At 46.8% G+C, this 17,210-nt stretch carries 12 protein-coding genes; all 12 read left to right on the forward strand.

Annotation, left to right across the window (positions count from 1 at the left end; translation table 11 throughout):
• Positions 1–85: 85 nt before the first annotated feature.
• Complete coding sequence (locus B2337_RS05130) at positions 86–1,525, forward strand: sensor domain-containing diguanylate cyclase (protein WP_292414265.1); 1,440 nt, start codon at positions 86–88, stop codon at positions 1,523–1,525.
• 159 nt (positions 1,526–1,684) lie between these two features.
• The gene (gene nirB / locus B2337_RS05135; protein ID WP_292362588.1) at positions 1,685–4,114 is read left to right on the forward strand and encodes a nitrite reductase large subunit NirB; all 2,430 of its coding nucleotides are present in this window, start codon (positions 1,685–1,687) and stop codon (positions 4,112–4,114) included.
• Between the two features lie 4 nt (positions 4,115–4,118).
• On the forward strand, positions 4,119–4,427 hold the full coding sequence (nirD, locus tag B2337_RS05140) for a nitrite reductase small subunit NirD (protein ID WP_292362590.1): 309 nt from the start codon (positions 4,119–4,121) through the stop codon (positions 4,425–4,427).
• Positions 4,428–4,437: 10 nt separating this feature from the next.
• A complete protein-coding gene (locus B2337_RS05145; RefSeq protein ID WP_292362591.1) occupies positions 4,438–7,086 on the forward strand; it encodes a nitrate reductase in 2,649 nt (882 codons plus the stop codon).
• Between the two features lie 185 nt (positions 7,087–7,271).
• Positions 7,272–8,519 (forward strand): hypothetical protein, encoded by a 1,248-nt coding sequence (locus B2337_RS05150; RefSeq protein ID WP_292414264.1) that lies wholly within the window; start codon positions 7,272–7,274, stop codon positions 8,517–8,519.
• Between the two features lie 569 nt (positions 8,520–9,088).
• Positions 9,089–9,955 (forward strand): nitrate- and nitrite sensing domain-containing protein, encoded by an 867-nt coding sequence (locus tag B2337_RS05155; RefSeq protein ID WP_292362593.1) that lies wholly within the window; start codon positions 9,089–9,091, stop codon positions 9,953–9,955.
• Positions 9,939–10,556, forward strand: coding sequence for an ANTAR domain-containing response regulator (locus tag B2337_RS05160; RefSeq protein ID WP_292362594.1), 618 nt, complete (start codon positions 9,939–9,941; stop codon positions 10,554–10,556). Before B2337_RS05155 ends, B2337_RS05160 begins: the two co-directional genes overlap by 17 nt.
• A gap of 325 nt (positions 10,557–10,881) precedes the next feature.
• Complete coding sequence (locus B2337_RS05165; RefSeq protein WP_292362595.1) at positions 10,882–12,273, forward strand: CmpA/NrtA family ABC transporter substrate-binding protein; 1,392 nt, start codon at positions 10,882–10,884, stop codon at positions 12,271–12,273.
• A 37-nt stretch (positions 12,274–12,310) separates the two neighbouring features.
• Positions 12,311–13,333: an ABC transporter permease gene (locus B2337_RS05170; RefSeq protein ID WP_292414263.1), complete on the forward strand. Its 1,023-nt coding sequence runs from the start codon at positions 12,311–12,313 to the stop codon at positions 13,331–13,333.
• Positions 13,334–13,345: 12 nt separating this feature from the next.
• Positions 13,346–14,137, forward strand: a complete 792-nt coding sequence (locus B2337_RS05175) for an ABC transporter ATP-binding protein (RefSeq protein WP_292362598.1) — start codon at positions 13,346–13,348, stop codon at positions 14,135–14,137.
• A gap of 163 nt (positions 14,138–14,300) precedes the next feature.
• The gene (locus B2337_RS05180) at positions 14,301–15,533 is read left to right on the forward strand and encodes an EAL domain-containing protein (RefSeq protein WP_292742491.1); all 1,233 of its coding nucleotides are present in this window, start codon (positions 14,301–14,303) and stop codon (positions 15,531–15,533) included.
• Between the two features lie 54 nt (positions 15,534–15,587).
• Entirely contained in the window at positions 15,588–17,087 is a 1,500-nt protein-coding gene (locus B2337_RS05185) for a diguanylate cyclase domain-containing protein (protein ID WP_292414262.1), read from the forward strand.
• Positions 17,088–17,210: the final 123 nt, after the last annotated feature.

Below are 17,210 nucleotides of genomic sequence, written 5' to 3' on the forward strand. Positions count from 1 at the left end.
TGGATACGAAAGATAAATAAGCCCTAGGATTATGTTTGCAGATTCTCTATGATTGAAAACTTTGTTTTATAACGAGCCGCCAGGAATGCAGAATCGGAAACGACTTTTCACGCTGACAATCAGTTCACTGGTTTTGCTGGGGTTTATGGCAACGAGTCTGATTGGCTATTTCGTTGCCCGCGATTCCACCAGTGATCAGCTGCAAAAGCAGATGCTGCCGCTGACCAGTGATAACATCTATTCTGAAATCCAGCGTGATCTGTTACAGCCATTATTAATTTCTTCACTGATGGCGAATGATACTTTTCTGATTAACTGGGCCGAGACCGGTGAACAGGATCCCCAGCAACTTTCAGATTATCTGGCGCAGATTCAGCGTAAATACAATACGATTACCGCGTTTTTTGTCTCAGAAAAAACCCGTAACTATTACCATCCAAAGGGCATTATTAAGCAGGTTGATGAGACTGACCCGGCTGACAGCTGGTTTTTTAAAACCCGTCAGATCAATACCGATTACGATATCAATATCGACTGGGATACTGCAGAACCCAATCGTATGAGTATTTTTGTCAACTATCGTGTGATGAATCAACAAGGTGAGTTAGTCGGTGTCACCGGGGTCGGCCTGTCAATGGAATCGGTGGCACAGTTAATTGAAAACTATCAGCGACGCTATGGCCGGGAAATCTATTTTGTTGATCGTCAAGGCGAAATCACCTTGCGTAGCAGTCAGTTTCAGAATGATATCTACCTGCAAAATAAAGACGGTTTAGATAAGTTATTTCTGCAGATCCTCAGTAATCCCAGTGCTTCTGTAACTTATGCGGCCAAAAACGGTAACACTATTTATTTAAACAGCCGTCTGGTACCCGAATTTGACTGGTTCTTGATTGTTGAACAAATCAATGACCCGGCGGCCGATCGCATTGAAACCGCTTTATGGATCAATATTGCTGTGTCCCTGGCAATCAGCATCTGCGTGTTGCTGGTTGCCCATTTTACTTTACGCGGTTATCAGCGCCGTCTGGAGATGATGGCCACCAAAGATAAATTAACCGGAGCCACCAGCAGACAGGTATTTGACTGGGTATTCAATAAAGCACAAAAAACCGCACTGCGTAAGGACTGGTCTTTATCCATGATTGTGCTCGACATCGATCATTTTAAAATGGTCAACGATAAATACGGTCACCAGTTTGGTGATCAGGTGCTCAAGTCGGTCAGTCGACTGATAAAACAGAAAGTACGTGATGTTGATACCTTATGTCGCTGGGGGGGAGAAGAGTTTTTATTGTTGCTGGAAAACTGTGATCAGCAACATGCTGCAAGAGTGGCCGAAACAATACGTGAAGCTGTCAGTGAACATCAGATTCGGATTAAGGATGAAACTGTGAGTGTGACCATCAGTGCCGGCGTGGCCGAGTATCAATTGGGTGAAAGCATGGATAATCTGATTGAGCGCTGTGATCACGCTATGTACGAATCAAAAAATAAAGGTCGTAATCGTATTACCGTTTATTAAGCGATCTCTAATTCACCATCTTTGTGCGTAGTGCACCGTTTTGCACCACAAAGTTGCATCCTACTTACCTGTTTAAATTTAATTTTCAATAAAATCAAAAGGTTACTTGTTGGCACAGTGCTTGCTCAAGCATGATTAATCGAAATGCAGGAGCGATCCATGAAAGAAAAGTTAGTGCTGATAGGTAATGGTATGGCCGGTGTTCGTACACTGGAAGAATTACTGAAGTTAGCGCCTGAAAAATACGATATCACTGTTTTTGGTGATGAGCCTTACGGTAACTACAATCGCATCATGTTGTCACCTGTGCTGGCGGGCGATAAAACGATTGACCAAATCATGATTAATGACCGTCAGTGGTATGTTGATAATGGCATCACCTTGCATGCCGGTAAAAAAATTACCCATATCAACCGTGTCAAACGCCAGGTGGAAACCGCAGAAGGCGAAGTATTTGAATACGATCGTCTGTTGATGGCGACCGGTTCTCGTCCTTTCATGCTGCCATTGCCAGGCCGTGATCTTCCCGGGGTTATCAGTTTCCGCGATATCGCTGACGTTGATAACATGCTGGAGACGGCCAAATCTTATAAAAAAGCCGTGGTTATCGGCGGCGGTCTGTTGGGGCTGGAAGCGGCGAATGGTTTGATGATTCAAGGCATGGAAGTCACCGTGGTACATATCGCAGATGTATTAATGAATCAGCAATTGGATAAACCGGCATCAGATTTGATGTTAAATGAATTGCAGGCCAAAGGGCTTAACTTCCTGATGTCGCACGAAACAGCCGCGATTGAAGGTAAAAAACGGGTTGAAAAAGTTGTCTTTAAAAATGGCACAGAAATCGATACCGATCTGGTCGTTATGGCTGTTGGTATCCGTCCGAACATAGAATTAGCCCAGTCTGCCGGCATCCATTGCGAACGAGGTATTGTGGTCGATGACACCATGCAAACCTTCGATCCTAAAGTCTATGCTGTCGGCGAATGCGTGCAACATCGTGGTGCGACATTTGGCCTGGTAGCACCGTTGTTTGAACAGGCAAAAGTCTGTGCCAATCATCTAGCTCAAATGGGTATTGCCCGTTATGTCAGCTCCATTACGTCGACCAAACTCAAAGTCACCGGCATTGATCTGTTTTCTGCAGGTAACTTTATTGGAGATGAAAGCACTGAAGACCTGGTATTCAAAGATGCTGCCCGCCATGTCTATAAAAAGCTGGTCATTCAGGATGACAAACTGATTGGTGCCGTTTTATATGGTGATACGGTTGATGGTGCCTGGTACTTCCAGTTAATGCGTGATGGCACCGATGTGTCCAGCATTCGGGAAAACATGCTGTTTGGTCAGCATCATATTGGTGATTCCGGTCATGGTGCGACAAACTCTGTCGATGGCCTGCCCGATGATGCCGAAATCTGTGGCTGTAACGGTGTTTGTAAAGGCGATATCGTCAAAGCCATCAGCAAACACAGCCTGTTTACTCTGGATGAAGTGAAAGCGCACACCAAAGCTTCGGCATCATGTGGTTCCTGTACCGGTCTGGTCGAACAATTGCTTGCCTCAACCCTTGGCAGTGACTTCAATGACACACCGAGCAAAAAAGCTATGTGTGGTTGTACCAGCATGAGTCATGGTGAAGTGAAAAACGCCATTAAAGAACAGGAATTAAAAACCATTTCGGATCTGATGACCGCGCTGGAATGGAAAACTGCCGATGGCTGTCACTCTTGCCGTCCGGCGTTGAACTATTATCTTCTCAGCACCTGGCCGGATTATCAGGACGATCCGCAGTCACGCTTTATTAATGAACGGGTTCACGCCAACATTCAGAAAGACGGCACTTATTCGGTGGTACCCAGAATTTGGGGCGGGGTAACTAATGCCAATGAATTACGTGCCATCGCCGATATCTCCGATAAATATAAAGTGCCCACCGTCAAAATTACGGGTGGTCAGCGTATTGATTTACTCGGTGTGAAAAAAGACGATCTGCCGAAAATGTGGGCGGATCTGAGTGAAGCCGGTTTTGTCTCGGGCCATGCCTACGGTAAATCATTACGTACTGTTAAAACCTGTGTCGGTTCAGAATGGTGTCGTTTCGGTACACAGGATTCAACCGGACTGGGCATCAAGGTCGAAAAAATGACCTGGGGTTCATGGACACCGCATAAGTTCAAGATTGCTGTATCGGGTTGTCCGCGTAATTGTGCTGAAGCCACCATCAAAGATTTTGGTATTGTCTGTGTGGACTCAGGTTATGAACTGCATGTCGGCGGTAACGGTGGGATAAAGGTTCGTGCGACCGATTTCCTGTGCAAAGTCGCTACTGAAGAGGAAGCGATGGAATACTGCGCGGCCTTTATGCAGCTTTACCGTGAAGATGCTCACTATCTGGAACGTACCGCGCCATGGATTGAGCGTGTCGGTCTGAAAAGCGTACAGGCTAAAGTGGTTGACGATCACGATAACCGCAAAATATTGGCACAGCGTTTTTATGAGTCACAGGAAAAGTCACAGGATGATCCATGGGCAGAACATGCGGCCAAACAGCGTGAAAATTATATTCCCATCAAGCAAGTAGGTTGAACAGATGCAAAATTGGACTGAAGTAGGACCGGTAGAGAGCGTACCGAAAAAGGGCTCACGCGTGATGACCACACCGGATGGGGATGTGGCCATTTTTCGGACCAGCTCAGATGAGGTGTTTGCCCTGTTTGATCAGTGCCCGCACAAAAAAGGCCCCTTATCGCAAGGGATTGTTTACGACAAACGGGTCGCCTGCCCATTACATAATTGGGTTATTGATTTAAGCAGTGGGGAAGCTACTGGCCCGGATGAAGGCTGTACCCGTGCATTTGAAACCAAAGTCGAAGACGGCCTGATTTACATCTCACTCTGAGGATTGACTGTTGGCACAACAAGCAACACAAACAACTTGTCCCTATTGCGGCGTCGGCTGCGGCGTATTGGCTGCACCACAAGCTGACGGTGTAGTTGCCATAAAAGGCGATCCGGCACATCCGGCGAATTTAGGGCGTTTGTGTTCCAAAGGTTCTGCTTTGGGTGAAACCGTCGGGCTGGATAACCGTCTGTTATATCCTCAGATAAACGGCAAGCGGGTCGACTGGGATACCGTGCTGGATCATGTCAGTGATAAGTTGAAAAACATCATTGATGAACATGGCCCGGATTCGGTCGCATTTTATGTGTCGGGGCAAATCCTCACCGAAGATTACTATATGGCCAACAAGCTGATGAAAGGCTTTATTGGCAGCGGCAATATCGAGACCAATTCACGTTTGTGTATGTCCTCGGCAGTAGCCGCCCATAAACGGGCCTTTGGCAGTGATACCGTGCCATGCAGTTATGAAGATCTTGAGCAGACTGATCTGCTGGTGATTGTTGGTTCGAATACCGCATGGTGTCATCCGGTATTGTTTCAGCGAATTACTCAGGCCAAACAGAATCGACCCAATATGAAAGTGGTGGTGATTGATCCACGCAAAACTGCCACCTGCGATATCGCCGATCTGCATCTGCCATTACGTCCCGGTGCGGATGCATTTCTGTTTAACGGATTGTTGAATTATCTGAAACAGCATGACTGCGTGGACTGGCATTATCTTGAACAACATGTGGAAGGCTTCGCCTCATCATTAGACTCGGCCAGCAAAACAGCGGCGAACATCCCTCAGGTAGCACGCCAGACAGAACTGTCAGAAGAAGATGTGGCTAAGTTTTATCAATTGTTTGCCTCGACCGAAAAAACCATCACATTATTCTCGCAAGGCGTTAATCAATCGACCAGCGGTACTGATAAATGTAATGCGATTATTAACTGTCATCTGGCAACAGGTCGGATCGGCAAGGTCGGTATGGGGCCGTTTTCCATCACCGGACAACCCAATGCGATGGGCGGACGGGAAGTCGGCGGACTGAGTAATCAGCTGGCAGCCCATATGGAAATCGACAAGCCGGAACATCATGAACGCTTGTCACGTTTCTGGAACACCGATAGGCTCACCAAAACCGCCGGTCATAAAACCATTGAGATGTTTCAGGCGATCGAGCGTGGCGACATCAAGGCTGTCTGGATCGTAGCAACCAATCCGGTGGTGAGCATACCGGATGCCGATCAGATCAAAAGAGCATTAACACAATGCGAATTGGTTATTGTCTCCGAAATTGAAAAACAAACCGACTGTACCGAATTTGCCGATGTGTTGTTACCCGCTTTGGGCTGGGGTGAAAAAGATGGCACGGTCACCAATTCAGAACGCCGTATCAGTCATCAGCGGGCTTTTTTACCGGCTCCCGGAGAAGCCAAAGCCGATTGGTGGATGCTTAAAGAAGTCGGTAAACGACTGGGCTTTGCCGAGCAATTCCAGTTTGAAACGGCGGTAGATGTGTTTCGTGAACATGCGAGGTTATCGGCCTTTGAAAATGCGGGGCAGCGGGATTTTGATATCAGCGCGCTGGCCAATATCACCGAACAGGAATATGCCGCTCTGCAACCTATTCAATGGCCGGTGACCGATAATGCCCCGCAAGGCACCGCCCGGATGTTTACCGACAATCATTTTTATACAGCGTCCGGCAAAGCCAGAATGATTGCGGTGGAGCCACATTACCCACAAAACGAAGTGGATGATGTGTATCCGTTAGTGCTTAATACCGGTCGCATTCGGGACCAATGGCATACCATGACCCGCACCGGTCGGGCACCCAGACTAAATGCCCATATCAGTGAGCCGATGATTGACATGCATCCGGTAGATGCCGGGCATTGGCAGATCCAGAACAAGGCATTGGCACAAGTCGAGAGCAAATGGGGACGTTTGACCGGACGGGTCAATTTAACTCAGGAACAACGGCCGGGCAGTATTTTTGTGCCGATTCACTGGAATGGACAATTTGCTTCACAAGCGCGTGTCGATACCCTGGTTGCACCGATTACCGATCCGATTTCCGGTCAGCCCGAATCTAAACATACCCCGGTGAATGTACGACCCTTTTTACCACGCTGGCATGGTTTTATTTTGTCTCGCCAACCCTTGAGTCTCACTGAAACAGCCTATTGGGTGAAGGTCAAAGGCCAGCAGTTCTGGCGTTATGAACTGGCCGGTGAAAATTGGGTGGAACAACCACTTGAGTGGATTCAGAATCTTACCGAGCAACAAGGTGAATGGCTGGAATTCAGTGATCAGCGAGCGGGGCGCTATCGTGCCGCCAATATTCTCGATAATCAGTTACAAACGGTGATGTTTCTGGCGGCGGACCATCATCTGCCGGAGCGCGGCTGGTTGTCACAATTATTTACTGAAGAAACCCTGGATGGAGCTGCCCGGCAAAGCCTGCTGGCAGGCCGTCCGGGTCCCGGACAACAGGATAAGGGAAAAATGGTCTGTGCCTGTTTTGGTGTAGGTGAAACCACAATTAAAGACACAATCCGTCAAGGTGAGGCCAAATCTGTGGAAGATATCGGCCGTTGTCTCAAAGCAGGAACCAACTGTGGATCCTGCATTCCCGAATTAAAACAGCTGTTAGCAAACTCCTGACGGTTGTTGGCAGAGACTTGTTTCTGCCTGAAAAAATTGACGAGCGGTCTGCATTTACGATGATGCTTTCCACTCTGAACCGCCCTGCGCGTATGCAGCCACAACGACGTGGCAAATCAATCTTTATTTTTTGATATTTCGGTTGCCGAACCAAGGTTCCGCGACCCGTAAGTTAAGGAAAGATCATGTCAAAATTACCTACATATACTGCAACGACGTTGATGGCGAGCTTGATTGGCACATTACCAATCACAGCAGTTTCTGCAGAGAAAGACAGTTTTTTGGAAGCACTGACCGGCGGTAAAGTCAGTTTCTCCGCCCGTGCCCGTTATGAGTCAGTCAAACAGGATAATGACCTGAAAGATGCCGATGCATTTACCGTGCGTTCAACGTTGGGTTATGAAACCGGTCGTTTAAACGGTTTCGGAGCTTTTATTGAATTTGAGAATGTGACCGATTTAGGTGGCGATAACTACAACAGTACGACCAATGGAGAAACCGACTATTCGGTGGTCGCTGATCCGGATGGTACTGAAGTAAACCAGGCTTATCTGAGTTATCAGGGCTTTGATACCTTGGCAAAATTTGGTCGGCAGCAAATCACTTATCGTGATGCACCATTTCATCGTTATATCGGTAATGTGCTATGGCGGCAGAATCATCAGACGTTTGATGCATTTTCCATCCAGAACAAGTCATTACCTGATACCCAGCTGAGCTATGCTTTTGTAAATAAAATCAATACCATTTTTGGTGATGATCGTGATTTTGGCATCATTAAAAATGGTGTGATTGATGTGAAAGCACATCTGTTTAATGCCCAGTACAGTGGTCTACCATTTGGCAAGCTCGAAGGTTATGGTTATTTGCTGGAGTATGAAGATGCTGAGGCCACATCTTCTAAAACGCTTGGTGTGCGATTCAGTGGTGCCCCTGCGATAAATGATGCCTGGAATCTGATTTATACCGCTGAATATGCACGTCAGAGCGACTATAAAAGCGGGACGATGGATGATCAGGATTATTATCTGGCAGAACTCGGTGCCAAACATAAAGGCTGGATGGCCAAACTGTCTTATGAAGTTCAGGAAGGTGATGGTACAGACAGTTTTAAAACGCCGCTGGGCACCAATCATGCGTTTCAGGGCTGGGCAGATCAATTCCTGACTACACCGGCACAGGGACTCAAAGATACCTATCTGACCGTGGTTGGCAATGTATTTTTCGACGCGAAACTGATTGTTTCATATCACGACTTTGAGACTGATCAGGATAGTCTGGATGCCGGAAATGAGCTGGATATCCTGCTGGAAAAAAACTTTAATCAGCATTACACCGTGGGTGTGAAATACGCTGATTACAAAGCAGATAAAGAGTTTCCATCGCTGGTGGATACGGAAAAATTCTGGGTCTACGGACAAGTTAAATTCTGATATCTCCTCGGCTGATTGTTGGCCAGGCCAGCCCTGATCAGGGCTGGCTTTTTTTTGCCTTTATTCCAGGGTCTGTTGTTCTTTCAGATCAGTCTCTGTTGGGACTGAAAATGCACCAGTCAAGGCAGGAGCAATGCCGTTCATCCGGGGGGCATAAGTGTTGTATTTTCAGCCATACCCCGTAGGGCTGAGACGATTTTTTCGCCTTGTTCGACAAAAAAATAGCCTACGGCAGAGGTGGATCTGAAAGATCAGCAGACCCAGGGTTTTCGCACCAAAAATAAGCAACTCGTTGTTTATTGCAACCCATTTTAATGCATGGTGTGACTTGGGTGATTCTTAATATATTGAAAAATATAGTGTTTTCCTCTGGCACAGCTTATGCAATGTCTCTGGTGTTGCCACACAAAGAAGGAGGCTACAACCATGGGATACCTAGTTGATTTTTTCTATTTGATGAAAGAGTTTTTCAAACTGCTTTTCTTGGTGTTGATTTCTCCACTGGGCCTAATGGCTGGTTATCTTTTCAGCTGGGAATAATGGAATAAAGATTAGTTGAGAGTCAGACTATGATAGTCAACCCCACCATAGCAGGTGCATTAACGGTAGCGGCATGCTTCGCCGCTACCAAACAATGGACGGTAAGTGTTCGTGATCAACGGCGTGTAAAACATGCCATTTCACAATTGGTTCGTCTCAAGCAGTTAATTGACCTCAGTCAGCAACATCGCGGAACCAGCAGTGCGGTTTGTGCTGGTAATGCCTCCCTCGCAGGCAAGCTGGTTTTCCTGCAAACAGAAATTGATCAATTTATTCAGGCCAGCGAAAACACCGATATGCAAACACTGCCGCAATGGCTGTCGTTTGTCGATCACTGGCCGCGTCTTAAAAAGCAAATCCAGGAACGCAGACTCACTTCACATCAGGTTATTCGTCAGCACAATGCCATGATTGACGGGCAATTGTCGTTGTTTGATGATCTCAGTCGTTTATACAATCTGCATCACTTCATGCTGGATAACATCACCCGCTTGTCCGAACTCTGCCTAGATACACTGCGTGCGGCTGAAACCCTGGGACAAATCCGTGCTGTGGGATCAACCCTGTGTGCCCGTGGGCAGGGCGGTGGTGCTGAGACCATGATGTTGTCTTTTCAACGTTTAACTGCCAACGGCAGAATTGCTGAACTGCTTAGAGAAATGGGTGGGATTCGGAATAAGGATTTGTTAAAGATACTTGCGGGCCAAAGCGACAAAATTGAGCGTGATACTGCTCTGTTATTACAGACGATAGATCAACAAGTGCTGATGGAAGGCGCCATTACGTTATCAGCCGATGATTTTTTTAAAACGGCTACCCGTGCCATTGAAACGGTACTCAATGTGTTTTCTCTTATCATTAATTATGCTGCGGATAATCATGCGAAACTCAACTGACATCACAACACAAAGTTTTAATTCCACATTGGTGTGCGATCGGTCAGATATTGCACAGCAATTAGTCGAACAATTGAACGGCACCATGTTCGAGGTGACCAACCAGTCGGCTTCTCTTCCTAAACTTGCGATGAAACAACTCGAATTCACCGGCATGTTCATTCTGGCAGTGCGAAACTGCGACAGTGACATGATGGCGCTGGTTGATATGTTGCTCAGGCAGCAACCCATGCCGGTGGTGATCTTTACGGATACCTATGATGCACAGGTCGAAAAACAAGCCATTCAGCTTGGAGTCAGTGCGTATGTGGTTGATGGTTTGCAACCGCATCGGGTGCTGCCATTACTCAGCACGGCACGCAATCGCTTTTTGCAACAACAAACGATGCGTGAACAAGTGCAATCACTGGAAACCAAACTGGCGGAACGCAAGATTATTGATCGAGCCAAGGGTGTGTTGATGCAGCAGCGTCAGTGCAGTGAGGATGAGGCTTATCGTCTGTTACGCACTACAGCGATGAACCAGAACATGCGTCTGGCTATGCTGGCAAAACAGGTGCTGGCCACAGCAAACCTGCTGGAAACTCATCCCCAAACCTGAAGCAAATCAATAAATTTGTCTGGTGTTGCACCATCTGGGTGCCAGACATTTTAATTAGCCCCAAATCGACGCAAGTTGCAGCAATGAGCTATATAGGGATCTATTTTAACTAACTGAAATATATGATTTTTTAAATAGGTATGTAGTTGGCATATTAACTGCAATGTGGACTCAAGACAATCCAATGCTGGATTGAAAACTGTAACCGGAATGGATTTTTTCTGGTATCCGGGCAACGCCGCCGTTTTCTGTCCCATGACTTGTTTATTTCGCATCATCTTATTAACAGATGTCTGAACTAAACAGTTTTAAGTTGGAGCTAACTATGTCTTTACCCCATAAGAATTCAAAACCTATGCGTCGATGGCTGTCTGCCGTTGCGATAACTACTGCTATCAGTTTTTCCTCTGCATTAGTTGCCGCCCCCGGAGAACTGGAAAAAGAAGACCTTCGTCTGGGCTTTATCAAACTCACCGATATGGCGCCATTGGCGATTGCTCAGGAAAAAGGTTTTTTTGAAGATGAAGGTCTGTACGTCACCCTGGAAGCTCAGGCGAATTGGAAAGTATTGCTGGACGGTGTAATCAATGGTGCACTTGATGGTGCACACATGCTGGCCGGCCAGCCCCTTGGCGCGACAATAGGCTATGGCACCCAGGCTGACATTATTACGGCATTCAGTATGGATCTGAATGGGAATGCCATTACCGTTTCCAATAAGGTTTGGGAGCAGATGAAACCCCATATTCCCATGCAGGAAGATGGGAATCCACAGCATCCAATCACTGCTGAGGCATTGAAGCCGGTCATTGAATCATTCAGGCAACAAGGTAAATCATTCAATATGGGCATGGTGTTCCCCGTATCGACCCATAACTATGAATTACGTTACTGGCTGGCGGCTGGTGGTATCCATCCCGGTTATTATGCCCCGCATAAAGGTGACAGCAGCGGTCAACTCCAGGCAGAGGCTTTGTTATCTGTCACACCTCCACCGCAAATGCCCTCGACCATGGAAGCTGGCACCATTGATGGTTACTGTGTGGGTGAGCCCTGGAATCAGCAAGCTGTATTTATGGGGATTGGCGTACCCGTCATTACCGATTATGAAATATGGAAAAATAATCCGGAAAAAGTTTTTGGTGTTAGCCAGCAATGGGCTGATAAACATCCCAATACCCATATCGCCATGGTCAAAGCGTTGATTCGTGCTGCACATTGGCTGGATGCCGAGAACAATGCCAATCGTCCTGAAGCGGTGGAGATTTTGTCCCAGAGCTATTACGTCGGTGCCGATTATGATGTGATTGCCAATAGCATGACGGGTACCTTTGAGTATGAAAAAGGCGATAAACGCGATATTCCGGATTTCAACGTGTTTTTCCGTCACAACGCGACCTACCCATACTACAGTGATGCTATCTGGTATCTGACACAGATGCGCCGTTGGGGACAGATTCCTGAGGCCAAACCGGATAGCTGGTACACCGATATGGCCAAGAAGGTATATCGCCCGGACATTTATCAGATTGCCGCAATGGAACTGATTGAAGAGGGCAAGTTAAGTGCAGCCGATTTTCCTGATTTTTCGACTGAAACCGGTTTTAAGCCGGCACAGAATGAGTTTATTGATGGCATTGAATATGACGGGACAGCACCTAATGCTTACCTGGAAAAATTTGCTATTGGCCTGAAAGGAGAGGAGCAGGCGGATTAATCGCCTGCTTTTCATAACACGGACAAAGATGAACTCTATGAAAGATAAACTTATATATTTTCTGGAAATGACGGGGCTGAACTGGTTCGTACCACTGGCGAAAATCGCCGGTGGGGAACCGGCCGGGTTCCAGTTTCAACAGCTGGTCAAAATGATTGGTTTACCGTTACTGGCCATGTTGGCTTTTTTAATGTTCTGGCATGTAGGCGCGGCTAAAGTGGATACCAGTCTCGGACAATTACCGGGGCCGGTTCAGGTTTGGGAACAGGTTAAGGTGCTTAATCAGGAGCATCAGGCCGAACGTCAACGGGCCAGCGACTTTTATCAGCGTCAGGCAGAACGCAATGCGGAAAAGCTGGCCAAAAACCCGGAAGCTGAGATTCGGGTTCGGGACTTTACGGGAAGACCCACTTTTGTCGATCAAATCTGGACCAGTCTGTTTACCGTATTTGTTGGCTTTCTATTAGCCAGTCTGATTGCCATACCAATAGGGATTGTCAGTGGCCTGAGTCAGAATCTTTACAACGCCATCAATCCGCTGATTCAGATTTTTAAACCTGTATCACCGTTAGCCTGGTTGCCCATTGTGACCATGGTGGTCAGTGCGGTGTATATTTCTGCCGATCCGATGTTTTCCAAATCCTTTATTACCTCGGCGATCACCGTCATGTTGTGTTCTTTGTGGCCAACGTTGATTAACACTGCAGTCGGTGTGTCATCTATTGATCGTGACTTATTGAATGTTGGCAAGGTGTTACGACTAGGCTATTTCACCACGGTATGGAAGATCGTTATTCCTTCCTCTATTCCGATGATTTTTACCGGTTTGAGAATTTCTCTGGGTATTGGCTGGATGGTACTGATTGCTGCAGAAATGCTGGCACAGAATCCGGGCCTGGGTAAGTTTGTCTGGGATGAGTTTCAAAATGGCAGTTCCAATTCGCTTAGTCGGATTATGGTGGCGGTGCTGGCAATCGGTCTGATTGGTTTTGTATTGGATCGCATTATGCTCACACTGCAGAAATTTTTCTCATACGACAAAACCGCGAATATTCGATAGGAGAATATGAAAATGGCTAGTTATTTAAATATCGATCATGTCAGCATTGATTTTCCAACGGCTAATGGACCGTTTCGCGCGTTGGACAATGTGAATATCCAAATCAACAAAGGTGAGTTTGTCAGTATAATTGGCCATTCCGGCTGCGGTAAATCCACGGTGATGAATATTGTCGGTGGTTTGTATCAGGCGACAGAGGGGGGGGTGATTCTGCAAGGCAGGGAAGTCAATGAACCTGGACCAGATCGGGCCATTGTGTTCCAGAATCATGCCTTGTTTCCCTGGCTGACCTGTTATCAGAATGTCGAACTGGCGGTGAAATCAGTGTTTGGCAAAACCCGTAACCGTCAGCAGATTCGTGACTGGACCTCGCATAATCTGGAACTGGTGCATATGACGCATGCCAGGGATAAACTGCCAGCAGAGATTTCCGGTGGTATGAAGCAGCGTATCGGTATTGCCAGGGCATTGGCGATGGAGCCAAAAGTGTTGTTAATGGATGAGCCATTCGGTGCTTTGGATGCGTTAACCCGGGCGCATTTGCAGGATTCGCTGATGGAAATTCAGTCAGAATTAAACAACACCGTTATCATGATCACCCATGATGTCGATGAAGCCGTGCTCCTATCTGACAAAATTGTGATGATGACCAATGGTCCGGCGGCCAGTATAGGCGAGATTATGGAGGTAAAACTTCCCCGACCAAGACAAAGACTGGCACTGGCGGATAACCCTGATTACAACCATTATCGTTCTGAAGTGATTAAATTTTTGCATCAAAGGCATGCCAGAAAAGTCGCCTGATGCGTTTTGAATAAGCTATAAAACGCCTAGGCATGGATGCAAATGTGAATCACACCTGCCCAATTTGGGCAGGTGTGATATTTAACAAAACTTCTCGGTGAAATGGCCGCTATATATGTTGTTAAACACAGTTGTATTCCAATCCATGAATAAAGGTATGCCTATGCAGCAGTTGCATGATGCTGAACAAACCAGTCTGTATGTGACGGCTGATTTTCACCATTTAACGTTGAGCAGTCATTTTCAGCCTATTTTCAGCATCTCACATCGTCGACCGGTCGGCTATGAAGGCCTGATTAGAGCGGTTGACCCGCAAAAACAGCCACAAACGCCTCTGGAGTTACTGGCTATCCCCCAAAACGGCGTGGAAAACCTATCCCTGGATCGTCTCTGCCGCCGGCTGCATATGCATAATTTTGCCCGGCAACCGAATGGTGAAGCCTGGTTGTTTTTAAATCTGAATTCACAATGCCTTGTGTCAGAACGGCCGGATGCCGGCTTTATGAATGCGTTATTTGAACAGACTGGTATCGCACCACAACGGGTGGTTATCGAAATTCTGGAAAGTGAAATTGATGACCGGCAATACTTACGCAGTCTGATTCGCCACTTCCGTCAGCTTGGCTGTCTGATAGCCATTGATGATTTTGGTGCCGGGCATTCCAATTTTGATCGTATATGGGAGCTGGAACCGGATATTGTCAAAATAGATCGCAGCATGATTCGTGGCGCCGGGACTTCCAGCCGGGTCGAGCGTATTCTGACCGGTGTTGTCTCGCTGATCCATGAAGCGGGTAGTCTTGTGGTAATCGAGGGGGTGGAAACCGAACGGGAAGCGTTAGTCGCCATCGCAGCAAATGCCGATATGATCCAGGGCTTTTATTTTGCTAAACCACAGCAGCGTATTACGCCAAACCTCAAGTTTGCTGAAGACATTGATCATTTATTGAAAATACAGCAACGCCAGCGCTTTAAAAACAGCCACCAGATGAATCAGGATTTCAAAAAAATAGAGACACTGTTCCGTCAGGCGGTCAGTGAGTTTTCCATTACCAATGCGTTTGATACCAGCACCCATATTCTATTTAAGGAAAAACGCGCCGTACGATGTTATCTGTTGGACGAAGTTGGTTTTCAGATGGCACGTAATGTTTATTCCCCACATTATCAACAGAAAATGGACGCTCGTTTTACCCCTTTGCTGTCTGGTGATAATGCCAATTGGTCCCACAAACACTATCACTTCCGCGCGATTGAGCATCCCGGTGAAATGCAGGTCAGCCGTCCATATCTGTCGGTTGCTGACTCAAGAATGTGCATAACCGTCTCTCAAACGGTCGTGGTGCATAACAAACTGTACGTGTTCTGCTGTGATCTGGATTGGCAGGACGATTAATTCGGTCAACAAGTGGTGGCTTAATGAGCCGGCGAAAACAGGGGGAGGGGGGGAATGCTGGAGGTCATCAAAAAATACCGCTTTTTTTTACTGCCACTTGGTTTAGTAGCGTTTTTTGATATTACCCTGCTGGCAATGAACTACGGCCTTTCTGCTCAGCTTGAAGCCTCATCAATCAATATCAATATTGCCGGCAGACAACGCATGTTGTCACAGAAAATGACCAAGTCCCTTTTACTGATGCATTATCAGCAGAAACAGGGAATAGATACGCAAGCGGCACATCAGGAGCTGATGGATGCCATGGAGTTGTTTGACCAGACCTTAACAGCCATGCGCTATGGTGGTGAAACGCTTAGCGCTGACAGCCAGCCGATTCGGGTCAAACAATTCAACGAAACCGTTATTCAAAAAACGCTGATGCAATCACTGGCATTGTGGGAACCACTGTATCGTTCGATTCAACAAATGCAGCTCAGCGAATCAGCGTTGGAGGAACTGGTTAATGCGATGGTGGCGGATAATCTGCAATTGCTGGCGTTAATGAATAAACTGACCAACCAGCTGGAAACGGCTGCCAAACGCCAGACTTATCTGCTGCGAGGTCTGCAGACCATTATTGTTATCCTGATTCTGCTGTCATTTGCCATGGCCATTAACCGCTTGATACGCCGGGAACAGTATTTCAGCAAACTGATGGAAAAAAGCTCAGATATTGTTATCGGCATTAACTCCGCGACCAGCCGTATTACCTTTATCAGTGCGTCGGTGAAGTTACTTTTACAACGCGATGAAAGTTATTATCTGGGCCATCCTTATCACCGGTTATTTAGTCAGGAATCGGCCTCGCGTATTTCACATTTGCTACTGCTTGCCAAAAAGTTTCGCCCCTTGCCTTATAACCGCTGTGAAGTGCAACTGATTCGGGCTGATAATGCGTTAATTGATGCCGAAATGCTGTTGCAGCTTAATCGTAGCGAAGATGGCCGTACGATTGAGCTAAGTGCGGATATTCGTGACATCACCGAACGTAAAAAACTGGAACTGGCGCTGACTGAGATGGCCCATAAAGATAGTCTGACCGGACTGGCTAATCGGGCACAGTTCAGTTTAATGGCAGAGCAGGCCATTTTGCAGGCACAGCGTAAAAGCAGCTCGTTGGCCATGATGTTTATTGATCTGGATAATTTTAAATCAGTGAATGATATTTGCGGGCATCATGTCGGTGATGCGTTGCTGGTTGAAGTCGCGCAGCGGATAAATCAGCGCTTACGCGCATCGGATACGGTATTTCGAATTGGCGGAGATGAGTTTGTGGTGTTGCTGAGTGATGTGGCGCAGAATCAGCATTTGCAAACCGTTGGCGATAAAATCATAGCAGCGCTTTCCGAAAAAATACTGATCGATAACTGCCCTTGTCAGATAGGCGCCAGCATTGGAATTGCCCGCTATCCGGAAGATGGTGAAAACATAGATGCCTTGTTAAAGGCCGCTGATGAGGCTATGTATCGCGTCAAACAATCCGGCAAAAATGCTGTAGCTTTTGTTGCCTGATGGTCTGCACAGCTATGGTGCGCGTTCAGTCAGTTTGATTTAAACAGGTGCATTGGATACCTTTTTAACTGCTTGGATAACTATAAAATCAATAACTTAGAAGTTGGCATAATTCCCGCTTAA

This window comes from Methylophaga sp. UBA3192 (assembly GCA_002363955.1).
Taxonomy (GTDB): Bacteria; Pseudomonadota; Gammaproteobacteria; order Nitrosococcales; family Methylophagaceae; genus Methylophaga.